The 16,246-nt window shown below is 70.8% G+C and carries 14 protein-coding genes and 2 pseudogenes; 13 read left to right on the top strand and 3 right to left on the bottom strand.

Annotation, left to right across the window (positions count from 1 at the left end; genetic code table 11):
* The first annotated feature begins 178 nt into the window (after positions 1–178).
* The 9 genes and pseudogenes from ACZ5KW_RS12530 (at position 179) to ACZ5KW_RS12490 (ending at position 8,136) form a co-directional block, all read left to right on the top strand.
* Positions 179–1,261, top strand: coding sequence for a PAS domain-containing sensor histidine kinase (locus ACZ5KW_RS12530; RefSeq protein ID WP_343776879.1), 1,083 nt, complete (start codon positions 179–181; stop codon positions 1,259–1,261).
* A 43-nt stretch (positions 1,262–1,304) separates the two neighbouring features.
* Positions 1,305–2,429, top strand: coding sequence for a DUF8108 domain-containing protein (locus ACZ5KW_RS12525; protein WP_343776877.1), 1,125 nt, complete (start codon positions 1,305–1,307; stop codon positions 2,427–2,429).
* Between the two features lie 58 nt (positions 2,430–2,487).
* Positions 2,488–3,231, top strand: a complete 744-nt coding sequence (locus ACZ5KW_RS12520) for a fumarylacetoacetate hydrolase family protein (protein ID WP_343776875.1) — start codon at positions 2,488–2,490, stop codon at positions 3,229–3,231.
* A 258-nt stretch (positions 3,232–3,489) separates the two neighbouring features.
* Positions 3,490–4,890 carry an HflX-like GTP-binding protein gene (locus ACZ5KW_RS12515; RefSeq protein WP_343776873.1) on the top strand — a complete coding sequence of 467 codons (1,401 nt, stop codon included), beginning with the start codon at positions 3,490–3,492 and terminating at the stop codon, positions 4,888–4,890.
* A 68-nt stretch (positions 4,891–4,958) separates the two neighbouring features.
* The gene (gene hisC, locus ACZ5KW_RS12510) at positions 4,959–6,053 is read left to right on the top strand and encodes a histidinol-phosphate transaminase (protein ID WP_343776871.1); all 1,095 of its coding nucleotides are present in this window, start codon (positions 4,959–4,961) and stop codon (positions 6,051–6,053) included.
* A pseudogene (locus ACZ5KW_RS12505) lies at positions 6,050–6,496 on the top strand (AAA family ATPase); the annotation flags it as partial. The gene hisC and the pseudogene ACZ5KW_RS12505, both read left to right, overlap by 4 nt.
* 237 nt (positions 6,497–6,733) lie before the next feature.
* Positions 6,734–6,922 (top strand): annotated as a pseudogene (locus ACZ5KW_RS12500) (adenylate kinase family protein); the annotation flags it as partial.
* A gap of 26 nt (positions 6,923–6,948) precedes the next feature.
* A complete protein-coding gene (locus tag ACZ5KW_RS12495) occupies positions 6,949–7,551 on the top strand; it encodes a CDP-alcohol phosphatidyltransferase family protein (protein ID WP_343776869.1) in 603 nt (200 codons plus the stop codon).
* Between the two features lie 348 nt (positions 7,552–7,899).
* Positions 7,900–8,136 (top strand): DUF7120 family protein, encoded by a 237-nt coding sequence (locus tag ACZ5KW_RS12490; protein ID WP_343776867.1) that lies wholly within the window; start codon positions 7,900–7,902, stop codon positions 8,134–8,136.
* Between the two features lie 59 nt (positions 8,137–8,195).
* On the opposite strand, the gene ACZ5KW_RS12485 is transcribed toward ACZ5KW_RS12490, so the two are convergent.
* Complete coding sequence (locus ACZ5KW_RS12485) at positions 8,196–9,380, bottom strand: MFS transporter (RefSeq protein WP_343776990.1); 1,185 nt, start codon at positions 9,378–9,380, stop codon at positions 8,196–8,198.
* Positions 9,381–9,467: 87 nt separating this feature from the next.
* Positions 9,468–10,649 (bottom strand): M24 family metallopeptidase, encoded by a 1,182-nt coding sequence (locus tag ACZ5KW_RS12480; protein ID WP_343776865.1) that lies wholly within the window; start codon positions 10,647–10,649, stop codon positions 9,468–9,470.
* 106 nt (positions 10,650–10,755) lie between these two features.
* Between ACZ5KW_RS12480 and ACZ5KW_RS12475 the strand changes: the two genes are divergently transcribed.
* Together ACZ5KW_RS12475 and ACZ5KW_RS12470 are read left to right on the top strand one after the other, a co-directional pair.
* Positions 10,756–11,412 carry a DUF7978 family protein gene (locus ACZ5KW_RS12475; protein WP_343776863.1) on the top strand — a complete coding sequence of 219 codons (657 nt, stop codon included), beginning with the start codon at positions 10,756–10,758 and terminating at the stop codon, positions 11,410–11,412.
* A gap of 270 nt (positions 11,413–11,682) precedes the next feature.
* Positions 11,683–12,660 carry a transcription initiation factor IIB gene (locus ACZ5KW_RS12470; RefSeq protein ID WP_343776861.1) on the top strand — a complete coding sequence of 326 codons (978 nt, stop codon included), beginning with the start codon at positions 11,683–11,685 and terminating at the stop codon, positions 12,658–12,660.
* A 51-nt stretch (positions 12,661–12,711) separates the two neighbouring features.
* Here the strand turns inward: ACZ5KW_RS12470 and ACZ5KW_RS12465 are convergent, their stop codons facing one another.
* A complete protein-coding gene (locus ACZ5KW_RS12465) occupies positions 12,712–13,200 on the bottom strand; it encodes a cupin domain-containing protein (protein ID WP_343776859.1) in 489 nt (162 codons plus the stop codon).
* 156 nt (positions 13,201–13,356) lie between these two features.
* Here ACZ5KW_RS12465 and ACZ5KW_RS12460 point away from each other — a divergent pair, with 156 nt between their 5' ends.
* Positions 13,357–13,830, top strand: coding sequence for an NUDIX hydrolase (locus tag ACZ5KW_RS12460; RefSeq protein WP_343776857.1), 474 nt, complete (start codon positions 13,357–13,359; stop codon positions 13,828–13,830).
* A gap of 95 nt (positions 13,831–13,925) precedes the next feature.
* Entirely contained in the window at positions 13,926–16,190 is a 2,265-nt protein-coding gene (locus ACZ5KW_RS12455; RefSeq protein WP_343776855.1) for a DUF7527 domain-containing protein, read from the top strand.
* Positions 16,191–16,246: the final 56 nt, after the last annotated feature.

Raw genomic sequence — 16,246 nt, 5'->3', positions numbered from 1 at the left:
CCGTCCGAATCCCCGTTTCCGACCCCGCCGATCGGCTACGCGGGCCTTTTTCTTCCACGTCTGTCGCCAGAGAGGTATCGTTCGATCAGTTTTCTCGCCTCGCCGGCAAAATATTCTCGCGAATACAGCCTTACCTTCTCGGTGCGTGTATTCGACATCGTGATCACGGAGTGCCGACATGGCTCGTGACCTGACCGGGCGCCGGGACGACGGGAGCGGCGACCGGTACCGCCACCTGATCGAACACGTCCAGGACGCGGTCGTGGAGTTCGAACTGGTCGACGGGGAGCCGCTCGTCAGGGACGTGAACGACTCCTTCGTCGAGATATTCGGATACGACGCGGACGATATCCGGGGCGAGTCGCTCAACGACTGGGTCGTCCCCGAGTGGAAGCTCGAGGAGGCCAGAGCGCTGGACGCGAACACCGGCGCCGGCGAGGTGAACTACCGGAACGTCACTCGGAAGACGGCCACCGGGCTCCGGGAGTTCCTCTATCGCGGGGTCCCGTACGGCACCGACGGACCGTCGACGAACGGGTTCGCCGTCTACACGGACCTCACCGAACTGTCTCGCAACGAGCGGCGACTGGAGGTGTTGAACCGCATCCTCCGGCACAACATCCGCAACAGCGCGAACGTCGTGGCCGGCCACACTGCGCGGCTGCTGAACGAGTTGGACCGACAGGACGAGGAGACGACGGACGTGGCCGCCACCATCGAGCGCGCGGCCCACGAGCTCGAACGGCTCGCCGAGGAGGCCGGACACATCCGCCACGTCCTCAACCACCGCCCCGACGAGGCGGCCGACGTGGACCTCGCGTCTGTCGTCCGGTCGGTCGCCGACGAGTACCGACAGGGGTCGCCGAGCGCCGAGGTAACGCTCGACCTCGGCGGGTCCGAGCCGGTGATCGCCGACAGCCGACTCCGGTACGCCGTCGACGCGCTCGTCGACAACGCGATCACGCACAACCCCAGCCCGAAGCCGCGCGTCCGGGTTCGCGTCGATCCCGAGCGAGACGCCGACGGCGACGGGCGCGCCGGGGAGTGGGTGGTCGTCCACGTCGAGGACGACGGACCGCTGATCCCGCCGGACGAGCGGAACGTCGTCCTCGACGAGGCGGAGATCACGCAGACCCGCCACGGGAGCGGGCTCGGTCTCTGGCTGGCCGAACTGACCGTCGAGACGTTCGGGGGCGAACTCTCCTTCGGCACGAGCGACCTCGGCGGCAACGACGTTCGGATACGCCTGCGCCGTCGCTGACCGAGGAAAGCGATTAATTGGTCGGGTCGCCAACACCGAGCAGATGCCCTCCACGAGCGACGACCCGCAGCCGGCGTGCCCGGACTGCGGCGAGGCCGTCCCGCCCGACGCGAGCTTCTGTCCGGACTGCGGCGCCGACCTCGACGACGCGTCCGATCCCGCGTACTGCGCCGACTGCGGCGAGCCGTTCGCGGCCGACGATCGGTTCTGCTCGAACTGCGGCGCGTCGCGCTCGGGCGACGCACCGACCGCGTCCGAGCGGTCCGACGACGCGGACTCGCCTGCTCCCGGCTCGTCGTCCGCGCGAGAAGAGACCACGGGCGCCTTCCGCCGCCGCGTTCAGGACCACCTCGACGCCGGGTGGGAGATCGAGCGAGACGACGGCGAGCGCGTCGTCCTCGTCGACCGGGGGATCGGCTCCGTCGGCGTTCACATCCTCCTTTTCATCTTCACCAGCGGTATCGGGAACCTGTTGTACGGCTGGTGGCATTACTCGAAGCTGGCCGACCGTCGTCGGCTCGTCCGCGGGGACGAGACGCCGGTCCGCGCGCCGTCGCGGTCGGAGGGCGGGCAGCGGACGGAGACTATCACCGCGTACATGATGAGCGCCCTACTGGTGTTGATCGGCGGCTTCATCTGTTTCTTCGCGGTCCAGTCTGCGGCGCCGCCCGCGGCGCTGATCGGCCTCGCGTTCGCCCTGCTCGGCGTCGGATCGGTCCCGCCGGTGAAGCGTCGGTTGGGTCGCCGCCACGGGCTCACCGACTTCGGCCGCCAGAAGACGGTCGATCACCGGGTGGTCCGCCCGCCCGAGTCGGTCGACGACCCCTGCGTCGTCTGCGGCGAGGCGTTCGACCGCGGCCTCGTCAGGCGGCGTCGCGACGAGACGGTCGTCGCCGGCGTCCCGGTTCGTACCCACTCGATCCGCCACAACCACTACTGCGTCGACTGCGCGCAGTCGGAGCTGTTCAGCGATCCGCTCGGCGCGGATCGACTGGCGGACGTGGACTCGTCGTTCGGTGGCGAGGAGGAGACGGACCGAGAGGAGCCGCCCTCGGATCGGGGGGAGTCGGCGTCCGAAGGAGAGGCGTCGATACCCGATCAAGAGGCGTCGATACCGGACGAGCCGGACCCGACCGACGGGGAGCAGGCGGTCGGCCGGAACGAGTAGCCCCGCTCCGCTTGCCTCTCCGCGAACCCTTTTCGGGTACCCGCACGTTCGCTCGCGTATGTACCGCGCACGGTTCCGCGACCCGGCCGGATCGATCCGCGAGGGCGAGTACGACCCCGACAGCGACACCGTCGCCTTCGGCGGCGAGGAGTACGCCCTCGACGACCCCGACATCGACGTGCTCGCCCCCACGGACCCGTCGAAGATCGTCTGTATCGGACGCAACTACGCGGACCACGCCGCCGAGCTCGGCAACGACGTGCCCGACCGGCCGCTCCTCTTCTTGAAGCCGCCGAACGCGGTGGCGAGCCACGGCGACACCGTGACCGTGCCCGCCGGGAAAGAGCGGATCGACTGGGAGGCCGAGTTCGCGGTCGTGATCGGCGAGCAGTGCAAGTCGGTCGACGCCGCGGACGCGATGGACGTCGTCGCGGGGTTCACCTGTATGAACGACGTCTCGAACCGCGACGACCAGAACAGAGAACAGAACTGGGTGCGCGGGAAGGCGTTCGACGGCGCCGCCCCGCTCGGGCCCGTCCTCGCGACGCCCGACGAGGTGCCCGACGACGCGAGCGTCGAACTCCGCGTCAACGGCGAGACGAAGCAGTCGAGCGACCGGGAGCACATGATCTTCGACGTGCCGACGCTGATCGAGGAGATCACGACGTACCTCACGCTCGAACCCGGTGACGTCATCGCGACGGGCACCCCCGAGGGAGTCGGCGCGCTCGCCGACGGCGACGCCGTCGAGGTGGAGATCGAGGGCGTCGGCACCCTCGAACACGACGTTCGCGTTCCCTGAGCCGGCCGCCCGACAGCGCCGGGACCGGTCTCGTCTCGATCGCTCACCGTCGGTCGGTCCGTTCTTTCCCTTGTGACCGCGCCACACGCTCGGTGAACGCTTATGCTGCTCCCGCCGAACCCGGAAGGTATGGAGACCAGTTCGTTCGTCGCCGACGCTTGACCCGACCGACGCGGCGCGACCACGCCGGACGCGCCGACGAGGCCGCACCCGGAGCGAGACGCTCCCCTCCGCGGGCCGACGCGAGCGCCCGACCGAATGTCACGAGACGACGCCACGATGAACGAACGCGACGAATCGACCGACCTCGACTCCCCTGCCGCCGACGCGACGCCCGCCGTCGTCGCGGCGCGGACCGCCGACGAACCCCCGGACACGACGGAGATCCGCGAACTGGCCGCCGCGGCCGGCTACGCGGTCGTCGGTTCGGTCACGCAGCGACGCGAGGAGGACCCGACCTACGACCTCGGCCGCGGGAAGGCCGAGGAACTGATGCGGCTCGCCGCCGACACCGACGCGGAAGCGGTGATATACGACGGGTCGCTGTCGCCGGGACAGACGTTCTCGCTCGGTGACCTCCTGCCGACCGGGACCGCGGTGATCGACCGGCCGAGACTGGTCTTAGAGCTGTTCGCCGACGCGGCGGACTCCCGCGCCGCCGACCGACAGCTGGAGCTGGCGCGGCTCCGCTACGAGCTCCCGCGGCTCCGCGAGGCCGTCGCCCGAGACGCCGCCGAGGACGTGCGGCTCCAGCCGGAGGGCGACAGCCGCGTCCTCGACGTCGAGAAGCGCATCGAGTCGGCGGAGCGCGCCCTCGACGAGATCAGCGGCGACCGCGCGGCGCGCCGAACCGAGCGGCGGGACGCCGGGTTCGACCTCGTCGCGCTCGCGGGCTACACCAACGCCGGGAAGTCCACGCTGGCCCGACGGCTCGCCGACGACGTGGCCGACGCGGAGCCGGAAGACGCCCCGACAGATCTCGCCGCCGCTCTCTCCGTGGGGGGCCGCCCCTTCGAGACGCTCTCGACGACGACGCGGCGGGCGACGCTCGGCGGCCGGCGCGCGCTGCTCACCGACACCGTCGGCTTCCTCGACGGGCTGCCCCACGAGTCGCTGCGATCCTTCCGGACGACCACCGAGGCGGTCCGGCGCGCCGACTGCGCGCTGCTCGTCGTCGACGCGAGCGACGAGCCAGACGCCCTGCGCCGGAAGCTCCGGGCGTCGCTGACCGCGGTCGAAGCGACCGACGGCCCGGTTATCCCCGTGTTCTCCAAGTCCGACGAGGTCAGCGCGGACGGGCTCGCGGCCGCGGTCGAGGCGTACGAGGCCGCCGTCGCCGAACTCGACGCCGGAGACGCGCCCGTGGTCGACTCGCTGCTGTCGCCGATTCCGGTCAGCGCCCGCGACGAATCGGGGCTGGCCGATCTGACGGAGGCGGTGGCCGACGCGCTCCCGACCGCGACGGCGACCGTCGAAGCGTCGAACGGCGGCGACGCGCAGGCCGCGCTCTCGTGGGCGTACGACCGCGGCGTCGTCGCCGCGGTCGACTACGACGGCGAGACGGTCACCGTCGACCTCGCGGGACGCCCCGAAGTCGTCGCCGAGGCGGAGCGCCGCTTGACTGGTGCGGTCGGTGAGGCCGCCGACGGAGGCGAGTGACCGCTCCCGCGGCGATCCGCTCGGCCGTCAAGACCACGCTTAAGCCCGACGCCCCCGGACCACTGTACATGCAACCACGTGATCTCTCCGATCACTCGCCGTACGTGCCCGGGCGGGGCGTCGAGGAGGTCGCCCGCGAGCGCGGGATGGACCCCGACGACCTCATCAAGCTCTCGTCGAACGAGAACCCCCACGGGCCGAGCCCGGCCGCGGTCGAGGCGATCCACGACCACGCCGACCGGGTGAACGAGTACCCCAAGTCCTCGCACACGGACCTCACCGCGAAGATCGCGGAGCGATGGGACGTCGAGCCCGAACAGGTGTGGGTCTCGCCCGGCGCCGACGGCTCGATCGACTACCTCTCGCGGGCCGCCTTGGAGCCGGGCGACGCGACGCTCGTCCCCGAGCCGGGGTTCGCCTACTACGCGATGTCGTCGCGCTACCACCACGGCGAGGTCGAGACCTACGCGCTCGACACGGCCGACGGCTTCGCGCAGGACGCCGAGACGGTGCTGTCGGCCTACGGCGGCGAGCGGATCGTCTACGTCACCTCGCCGCACAACCCCTCGGGCTCGACGATGCCCCTCGACGAGGTGGAGGCGATCGCGGACGCGACCGCGCCGGAGACGCTCGTCGTCGTCGACGAGGCGTACGGCGAGTTCACCGAGGTCGACAGCGCGATTCCCCTCGTCGACGAGCGCGACGACGTGGCCGTCCTCCGCACGTTCTCGAAGGCGTACGGGCTCGCCGGCCTCCGGATCGGCTACAGCGTCGTCCCCGAGGCGTGGGGCGAGGCGTACGCCCGCGTCAACACGCCGTTCGCGGCCAACGAGCTGGCCTGCCGGGCCGCGCTCGCCGCCCTCGACGACGAAGAGCACGTCGAGATGACGGTCGAGACCTCCCGCTGGGCCCGCGAGTACATCGCCGACGAACTCGACGCGCCGACCGTCGACTCCGGCGGGAACTTCGTCCTCGCCGCGGTCGGCGACGGCGAGCGCGTCGCCGAGGCGGCACAAGAGCGCGGCGTGATCATCCGCGACTGTACCTCGTTCGGGCTCCCGGAGCACGTCCGGATCTCGACGGGCACCCGCGAGGAGACCCGCGAGGCGGTCGCGCTGCTCAACGAGACGCTGGCGGACCTCGAACTCGGTGTCCGCGCGTGAGCGGAGAGCGAAGCGAGTCCGACGACAGCTCCCGCGACGGCCCCGCGGGCCGCGCCGATCGCGTCGCCGTGACGGGGACGCCCGGAACGGGCAAGACGACGGCAACGACGCTGCTCGAAGCCGAGTACGACGTGATCCACCTCAACGAGCGGATCAAGTCGGACGACGACCTGTGGACCGAGCGCGACGCCGACCGCGACACGCTCGTCGCCGACCTCGACGCGGTTCGGACCGAACTCGGCGACTGGTCGGGCGTCCTCGACTCGCATCTCGCCCACCGGTTCGACGCCGACCGCGTCGTCGTGTTGCGCTGTCACCCCGAAACGATCGAGTCCCGGCTCGAAGCCCGGAGCGAATCCCCCGAGACCGCCGCCGAGAACGCCGAGTCGGACGAGCCGTCTCGAGCCCTCGCTCGCAAGGCTCGCGAGAACGCCGAGTCGGATGAGCCGTCTCGAGCCCTCGCTCGCAAGGCTCGCGAGAACGCCGAGTCGGATGAGCCGTCTCGAGCCCTCGCTCGCAAGGCTCGCGAGAACGCCGAGTCGGATGAGCCGTCTCGAGCCCTCGCTCGCAAGGCTCGCGAGAACGCCGAGTCGGATGAGCCGTCTCGAGCCCTCGCTCGCAAGGCTCGCGAGAACGCCGAGTCGGATGAGCCGTCTCGAGCCCTCGCTCGCAAGGCTCGCGAGAACGCCGAGAGCGAGGCGCTCGACGTGATCCTCTCCGAAGCGGTCGCCGAACACGGCGCGGAGAACGTCTACGAGGTCGACGCCACCGACCGCGACCCGGAGGCGGTCGCCGACGCGATACGCGAGGCGGTCGAGGGCGAGCGCGAGCCGAGCGCCGGCACCGTGGACTTCATCGATTATATATGAGCCCGCCGCGAGCGTCGGGACGTTAGATGACCCTCGACCAGTACCGCTCCGTGGCGGACCGCCTGCTCGGCCCGTGGGTGTCGGCCGCCGACAGGCTGGGGCTCTCGCCCGACCAGGTGAGCGTGATCGCGTTCCTCGTCGCGGTGGGGGCCGCCGCCGCCTTCGCCGGCGGGTCGGCCGTCCTCTACGCCGTCGGCGCGCTGTTCGTCCTCCTCAACGGCTGGCTGGACCTCGTCGACGGGGCGCTCGCCCGTCACCAGGGGATCGCCTCGGACGGCGGCGACTTCCTCGACCACGTCCTCGACCGGTACGCCGACGTGGCGGTGATCGCGGGGCTCACCGCCGGGGTCGAGGCGTACGCGCTCGGCTTCGCCGCCGTCACCGGTGTCCTCCTCACCTCCTACCTCGGGACGCAGATCCAGGCGGTCGGCATCGGACGGGAGTACGGCGGCCTGCTCGGGCGGGCCGACCGGCTCGCCTTGATCGGTATCGTCGGCGTCGTCGCCGCAGTGTACTCGGCGCCGGTCGTCGCCGGACTGAACGTCGTCGGCCTCCTGCTCGCGCTGTTCGCCGTCGTCGGCCACCTGACGGCGGTCCAGCGGTTCCTCGGGGCCTGGCGCGACCTGTAGCGGCCGACCGGCGACGCGGCCGTCCCGGTGTGACTCGTCGAGTGACGCGCGGGCACCGACTCGACCGGCGGCGCTCCCGCGGGCTTCTCTTTCGCGTCCGACTCGTTCACAGCCGCGTGCTGGTCGATCCGCGGCCCTCCCCGTCGCGCACGTCGCAGCCGTCGAACGGATCGCCGTCGTCGCCAAACCGGGACGGGAAGCCGATCACGTGGGCCGCTCGCCGGTCCGGCGGGGCACTCCTGACCCCGCAGACGTTCGGGACTCGTCGATTCTCCCGCCGCCGCCCGCGACGGGCGAACGCGTCGCGACGAGGGAACGATTTAAAAGTGTCCGGTCGGAACGGAAGGTATGCCCACTTTCGAGCTGAACCTCTCGGACGACGTGTACGCGGAGTTTCAGCAGCTGGCGGAACAGGAGTTCGTCTCGGAGGAGCAGGCCGCAGAGGACCTCATCGCCTCCGGCATCGAGGCGTACAACGTGAGCGTCGTGGACGAAGAACCCCGCGACGAGATGCTCGACGGCGCCGAGAACAACATGTTCGACACCGCACAGGACCCCGGCAGCCTCGAAGACGACCGGCTGTAGTCGGTGACGAACGGTTCCACGGTTCCTTTTCGACGGCCTCTATCCGGTTCGACGCGCGGTCAGTAGCCCAGCCCGAACAGTCGGTTCGCCGTCAGCGTCGCCAATCCGAGACCCATCACGCCGGCGAGGAGGGCGAACGCGACCGGCCAGCCGGCCGTGTCGGAGACGGCGCCGACGACGACGCTGCCCGAGGCGCCCGTGACCATGTACGCGGTGCGGACGAGCCCGAAGCCGGCGCCGCGCTCGGCGTCCGAGAGGAGGTCCATGAACCGCGACTGGACGGGTGCTCCCCACGACATCGCGAGCCCGACGAGGCCGACGCCCGGGACCACGGCGAGGAGACCCAGGTCGAGCGTCGCGGCCGCGACGAGCGTCCCGTAGCCGATGACGCCGGCGCTCATCGTCACCATCGCGGTGGCGTCGCGACCGATCCGGTCGGATATCGACCCCGTCAGCGGTTGGGTGGAGCCGTGGACGAGGAAGTACACCGAGAACAGAAGCGCCGACAGCGCGCTCGACAGGCCGCTCCCTATCTCTAAGAACGTCGGCAGGAAGGAGGCTGTCGCCTGCCACGTGAACGCGCCCATCGTCGCCAGCGCGGTCGTGTACAAGATTCGCGGCCGCGAGAGCAGTTCGACGAGGGGGCCCAGCGCGAACCGCTCTCCCATCGGCTGGTCGGGGCGGAGCGGTTCCGTCGGTCGGACCTTCCACGCGAACAGGGCGAACACGGGGACCGCGACGGCGGCGCCGAGGAGGACGCCCGCCCGCCAGCCGTAGCGCGACCCGACGAGCGCGGCGGCGGGCGGCGCGGCGAGCCCGGCCAGCGGGCCGCCGGCGACGTGGACGCCGATGGCGCGGCCGGTGTCGTCGAACTGCCGCGTGAGGAACGTCGTCGCGACCGAGTAGTGGAGCCCCGCCCCGATGCCGAGTGCGGCCGCGAACAGCCCGAACGCGAGGATCGAGGGCGACGCGGCGAGGAGGACCGACGCGACGGCGGTGGCCCCGACCGCGGTGAGGATGACGCGGCGCTCGCCGAAGCGGTCGCCGAGGACGCCTGAGGGGAACTGCGCCAGCGCGTAGGTGAGCCACATCCCGCTGAGCGCGAGCCCGACGGTTCCGTTCGTCACGCCGAACCGCGTCGTGATCTCCGGGACCAGCGGACTGACGACGAGCCGCGCCACCATCGTCCCGGTGAACGCGAGCGTACAGAGCGCGAGCGCCGTGTGGTCGTACCGCCAGTTCACGCTCGGCGTTCCCGGCACGGGTCAAAGCGACTTCCGATCGCGGTCAGACGGGCCGGCTGTCGCGGTCGAGGGACCCGCCCTCTGGAGTCACTCCGCCGCGAACCGGACCGGGTACTCGGTGAGGTTCTCGTAGCCGTCCGCGGTGACGACGACGAGGTCCTCGATCCGGACGCCGCCGACCTCGGGGTCGTAGAGGCCCGGTTCGACGGTGATCACGTGACCCGGCTCCAGCTCTTCGCCCCCGCTCGCGAGCCGCGGCGACTCGTGGACGTCGAGACCGATGCCGTGGCCGGTCGAGTGGATGAATCCGGTCTCCGTCTCGGGATCGGTTCGGAACGTCGGCTCGCCCGCCTCCTCGTACACCTCGCAGGCGGCGGTGTGGACCTCTTCCCCGGTCGCGCCCGGCTCGACCGCGTCGAGCGCGGCCTCCAGCGCGCGCTCGGTGAGGTCGTACCACTCGCGGAGCGCCTCGCTCGGCTCGCCGACGCAGAACGTCCGCGTCATGTCGGCGTTGTACTTCGTCGCCTTCGAGCGCGGGAAGATGTCGACGATGATCGCCTCGTTCGCGCGGAGAGGACCGGAGCCGCGGTCGTGCGGGTCCGCGGCCTGCGCGCCGCCGGCGACGATCGTCTCGTCGAGCGCGCAGCCGTGTCGCAGGAGGGTCACCTCGATCTCCTCCGCGACGCGCTCGCTCGTGAGCGGCTCGCCCTCGTGAAGCAGGACGCCCGGTTCGACGTCGCCGGCGGCGTCCTCGCCAGCCACGTCGGCGCCGGCGATCAGGTCCTCGGCGGCGCCCATGGCTGCCTCGTTCGCCTTCTGGGCCTCCCGGATCGCGTCGACCTCCTCTTCGGTCTTCACCGCGCGGACCTCTTGGAGCCGGTCGCCGGTGTCGACGGAGACGTCGATACCCCGCTCGCGGAGGGCGTCGGCGGTGCCGACCGGGCCGCGCGGCGGCATCGAGACGGACTCGACGCCCTTGTCGCGGACGAACTTTGCGTACATATCGCTGCGGGCCTCGCGGCCACCGTACTCGTAGTCGTAGTCGGCGTGGCGTTCGACGGTGTCGGCCGTCGCTTCGGACTTCGCGCGTCCGTACTCCAGCCCGCTGACGAGGACGTGGACCTCGCCGTCGGCGTACAGCGTGAGGAACGGGTCCGGCCCGGTGAACCCGGAGAGGTACAGCTGGTTGGCGTCCTCCTGCGACGCGTCAAGGAGGTAGCCGTCCGCGTCGAGGTCGGCGAAGTGCTCGTCGAGCCGCGTTCGGTTCATACACCCGCTGCTCGCGCGACGCCCAAAGCGGTTGTCCTCGCGGAACCGGTCGGAGCCCACCCCGTGAGAAAGCATATACCGCTCGCTCGGGAACCGCGGGCCGGAGATGCCGACGGAAGAGCGAACCACCCTCCGCTCGCTCGTGTCGCTCCCGTCGCGCTGGCTCCCCGTCACCGTCGCGTGCGGGGCCGGCGCGGCCCTCCTGGGACTGGGCCTGACGTGGGTCGGACTCGCGGCCGCCGGCGTGTCGCCCGGGAACTCGGAAGTCGCTCACTGGACGGTCGGCGGACCGATATCCGCGGTCGAAGGGTCGATCTGGTTCCTCTTCGACGCGCACTGGATCCGGACCCGGACGGGCCCCGATCTGTCTAACCTCGTCACTTTCGGGCACCCGCTGATACAGTCGGACGCCGCGCTGTGGCCGCTCCGTCTCGTTCCCCTCACGTTCGGTCTCGGCGTCGCGACCGCCGTCCGGTACCTCGGTATCGACGACCCGCTCGTCGGCGCCGTGACCGGCGCGGGCGCGACGCTGGGGTACCTCCCGGCGATGCTCGCGCTGCGGGCGGTCTCCCGCGTGCCGCTCACGCGTCACGCCTCCGGCGCAACGGTGCCCATCTCCGACGCCGACGGGATCCCGGTGTCGGAGGCGGACGGCGTCACCGCTGGCCCCGACCTCGCCGTGACCCTCGCGCTGGTGACCGGACTGGGCGTGGTCCTCGGCTCCTTCGCCGGCGCGGTCGCGGCGGCCGCGACCGGAGACTGACCGACCGAGCGGCCGCCTCGATGGCCGCACGCCGCTCACGAAACGTATATATACTAAATCCCGTCCTCTCGGCGTCGGTTTCGCTCTCGACGCGGCTCCGATATTATCCTCGAGAATTCCGAATTGTACAGGGTTGTACACGTTGTTTTCGGCAGTGTCTCTGAGACGCCAAACACGCAAACATTTAAATATTCGGGGGCCTTACCAAAGGGTGAGGAAAATACCGAGATCCGTCTCTCGGTTTTGTCTTTCCCTCCACGCACCAAACCAATGAGCGAGAACCTTCGAACGTACACGACAGAGCAGGTCGACGACGAGAGCGAGACCGAGTCGGAATCCGAGGACGAAGAGCTTCACTGCCCCGAGTGTGGCGGCCAGCTCGCGACCGACACCGAACACGGCGAGACCGTCTGTGTCGACTGCGGGCTCGTCGTCGAAGAGGACGAGATCGACCGCGGCCCCGAGTGGCGCGCGTTCGATTCCAAGGAGAAAGACAACAAGTCCCGCGTCGGCGCGCCGACGACGAACATGATGCACGACAAGGGGCTCTCGACGAACATCGGCTGGCAGGACAAAGACGCCTACGGCAAGTCGCTGTCCAGCCGCCAGCGCGAGAAGATGCAGCGGCTGCGGACCTGGAACGAGCGCTTCCGCACCCGCGACTCCAAGGAGCGCAACCTCAAGCAGGCGCTCGGCGAGATCGACCGCATGGCCAGCGCGCTCGGCCTCCCGGACAACGTCCGCGAGACGGCCTCGGTCATCTACCGCCGCGCGCTCGACGAGGACCTCCTCCCCGGCCGCTCCATCGAGGGGGTATCGACTGCCTCGCTGTACGCCGCCGCTCGGCAGGCGGGCACGCCGCGCAGCCTCGACGAGATCGCCGGCGTCTCCCGGGTCGAGAAAGACGAGATCGCCCGGACGTACCGCTACGTCGTCCGCGAGCTCAAGCTGGAGATCCAGCCCGCAGACCCCGAGAGCTACGTGCCCCGGTTCGCCTCCGACCTCGGTCTCTCCGACGAGGCCGAGCGCCGCGCCCGCAGCCTCCTGAACACCGCGAAAGAACAGGGGATCCACTCGGGCAAGTCGCCGGTCGGGCTCGCCGCGGCCGCCGTCTACGCCGCGTCGCTGCTCGTCAACGAGAAGGTGACCCAGAGCGAGGTCAGCGAGGTCGCGAACATCAGCGAGGTCACCATCCGCAACCGCTACCACGAGCTCCTCGAAGCCGAGGACTCGGTCGCGCTGAACTGACTCGCTCTCCGACTCGCTGCGCGTCGTGACGCCGACGGTTCCGCTCGCGTCTCACCCTTCGTTTTCGCCCTCCCAGTAGTCTACGCCGTCGTCCACGCGGTAGTACCCCTCCAGCGACCGCGACTCGCGGCCGCCGGGCGGCGAGCCGACGTAGACGCCGAACTTCTCGGAGTCCGGATAGACGGTCACGTCCGGCTCGCGCATCGTCGAGACGACGAGATACCTGAGGACCGCGTCGCCGTCGTTCACGACTCGATGCGCTCCCGACGCGTCGGCCGGGAAGGCGGCGTACTCGCCGGGACGGAGCGGGTGCTCGTCGCCGTCGAGACGCAACGTGCCCTCACCCGAGAGGACGTACAGGGCCTCCTCGTTGGCGGTGTGGTAGTGGTACGGCCACGACCGGTCTCCCGGGGGGAGCTCGTAGAGGCTACAGCCGAGGTCGTCACCGCCGGCCGCCTCGCTCAGCTGTTTCCGGCGCCACGTCGCGTCCACTGCCTCGCTCGTCGTCCACGAGAGGTCGTCCGCGTTGATCGGCGGCATGGGCCGAGGTCGGTCCCCCGGGCAAAAGCCGTTTGCGTCCCCTCGGTGAGGCCGCGCGCCGGCGTCGGGGCGACTGGCCCGCCAGTCGGTACGACGGTCTCGCCGGTCGTCGCCGCCAGTCGAAACGGCGAAAGGGGCGTGTCCCGAGCCGATCACATGGAGACGACGCGCCACTTCACGGCGACGACCTACATCGTCAACGACGGGGCGACCGCGCTTCACGAACACGAGCGACTCGGGATACGGCTCCCGCCCGGCGGCCACGTCGACCGCGACGAACTCCCCCACGAGTCGGCGCTGCGCGAGGTCCGCGAGGAGACCGGGCTGACAGCCGAACTGGTCGCGACCGAGTCGTCGATCACGGGCCCCAACACGCGCGGCATCCCCGAGCCGGCCCACCTCATGCTCCACGACATCAACGTCTACGAGGACGGGTCGGTGGGTCACCAGCACATCGACCACCTCTACTACGCGCGAGTCGAGTCTCGGGCGATCGACCCCGACGGCGACGACGAGGTCGACCCGGACCGCTGGGACTGGTACACCCCCGCCGACCTCGCGGCGAGCGACCTCGCCGACGACGTCGTCAACCTCGGGCGGGAAGCGATCGCCGCCGTCGACGGCCGGTGAATCGAGCGGCCCGATCGACCGCTGAGCGAGGCGTCAGACGGCCGTCTCACGCTCCGGAAGGTATTTGAGTCGCTGTTGGCGACGTAAACGCAAGGATGGACGCACAGCGACGGGAAGCGATCACCGAGTGGGACGACCGCTCGTTCTCCGACGGGTTCGCGGGGCTCCGCCGGATCGTCACCGACGGGTTCTCCGGCGCGGCGACGGACGGCGTCGGCTGGCTGTTCCTCGTCGACGGGCGGGTCGTGGGGGCGGTGGACGCGACGGTCGACGACTTCGCCGACGCCTCGGGGACCGTCTACAAGGCCCCGGACGAGGCGCTCCCCGTGCTCTTCGCGATGCAGGAACTCGGCGGCGAGCCGCGGGCGAAATACTACACGAACGACACGCCCCTGACCGAGGCCGACCGCAAGCTCTCGCAGGGCGGGTTCACCGGCTACATCGAGCTGTCCGAGAACGTCCTCTCGGGCGACTACTACGTCGCGTACACCGGCGGCGAGTCGATGGCGGCAGCGTACGTCGGCAACGCGAGGCGGCTGGAGACCGGCGACGAGGCGTTCGACCTCGCCGCCGACGAGGTGGGCATCTACACGGTGTACGAGGTCGACCTTGACGTCCGGCCGCTCCCGAGCGGCGGCGCGTCAGGATCGACCGCCGCGTCCGGATCGGCCGCCGCGACCGACGCGGACGCGACCGAGACGGAGGCAGACGCCGACGCGAACTCGGCGGCCGCCGCGTCGCCGTCCGGTTCTCCCGAGTCGAGCGACGGCTCCGAGACGGTCGAAGGGGGTTCGGCCGGCGACGACGAGGCGGACGCGACGGACGAGACGGTGGGAGACGACGACGAAACTCCCGAGAGCGCCGGCCGAGACGACGGTCCGTCGGTATCTCCCCGACACCGCTCGCCGGCGGATCGGAACCGATCGGTCGGCGGCGCCGACGAGCCCGCCGGCGACGACGGCGCGGAAGCGACCGGAGCGGGTTCGGAGGCCGCGTCCGGACCGAACGCGGTTCAGATCGGCGATCGGTCCGCCGGCGACGAGGAGGCCGACGGATCGTCGGGACCCGGCCGCGGTTCGACGGGAGCCGGCCGCGGCTCGGCGGCCGGTTCCGACGCCGCGGCCCCGGACGCGGCCGGCGAGGCGCCCGGGTCTGAGGACGTGTTCTCCGAGGAGGCCGAATGGCGGGAACAGAAGTCGATCCCGGCGCTCGACCCCTCGGAGTCCGCGGACATCGAGGCGCGACAGCAGGGGGACCGGCGCCCGGACTCGCCCCAGCGCACCCGGTCGACCGACGAGCGCGGCCGGTCCGAGCGGAGCGAGTCGAGCCCGAACGGCGGCTCGCCGTCGCCGCGGTCGACCGCACAGTCGAGTTCGACGCCGTCCGCGGTCTCGAAGCGCGACGCGGCGAGCGGCGCGGACCCCGACCGGCTCCGGAAGCTCGAAGCGGCGCTGGAGGAGGCGGAGACGGAGCGGCGGTCGCTCGCGAACGAACGCGACGAGGTCGCGTCGGAGCGAGACGAACTCGCCGACGAGGTCGGGCGGCTCGAAGACGAGGTGGCGGAGCTCAAAGACGAGCGCGACCGCCTCCGCCGCGAACTCTCCGAAGCGAAAGAGCGGCTCCCCGACGCGGAGCGCACGCTCACGCCCGCCGAGGCGCGCGACGGGACGAACCTGTTCATCAGGTACGACTCGAAGGAGGGCGCGACGCTGGCCGACGCCCACGAGGGGAACGTCGACCGCGAGGCGCTCCGGGAGAACCTCCGGGTGGAACACCACACGAGCTTCGAGACCGACGGGCTCGCCGTGGACGGCCAGCCGTTCGCGGAGTTCTTAGAGGACACCATCGAGTACGGGTTCGCCCGCTGGCTCGTCGAGGACCTCCCGTTCGAGGTCCGCGGGACCGGCAACGAGGGCGCGCTGCGCGACCTCTACGACGCCCTCCCCGAGGTGGACCGCGCGGAGATCGGCGGCACCGTGTCGATCGCACTCCGCGAGGGCGGCAAGGAGACGCGCGAACAGCGCGCGTTCGACCTCGTGCTCCGCGACCGGATGGGTCACCCGCTGTTCGTCGCCGACCTCAACGACAGCCGCGACCCGACGCCCGAGGCGACGCTGGAGTCGCTCGTGGAGAACGGCCGCGACATCGCAGGGTCGAACGAGACGTTCGCCGGTGCGTTCGCGGTGACGGAGAGCTTCTTCGAGCCGGGCGCCCTCGAGACCGCGAGCGACGCGGTCGGCGGCGGCCTGTTCGGGTCGAAGCGGGCGAGCTTCGTGAAGCTCTCCCGCAAGCAGGGCTATCACCTGTGTCTCGTCGAGGCGCGGGACGGCGGGTTCCACATGACGGTCCCCGACCTCTAGGGACAGGGAGCCGCCGTTCGACCGTGCTGTCGCTCGCGAACACGTAACTGTCTAAG

It is taken from the genome of Halorubrum ejinorense, assembly GCF_055389685.1.
This window is presented reverse-complemented; position numbering and strand designations above follow the sequence as displayed.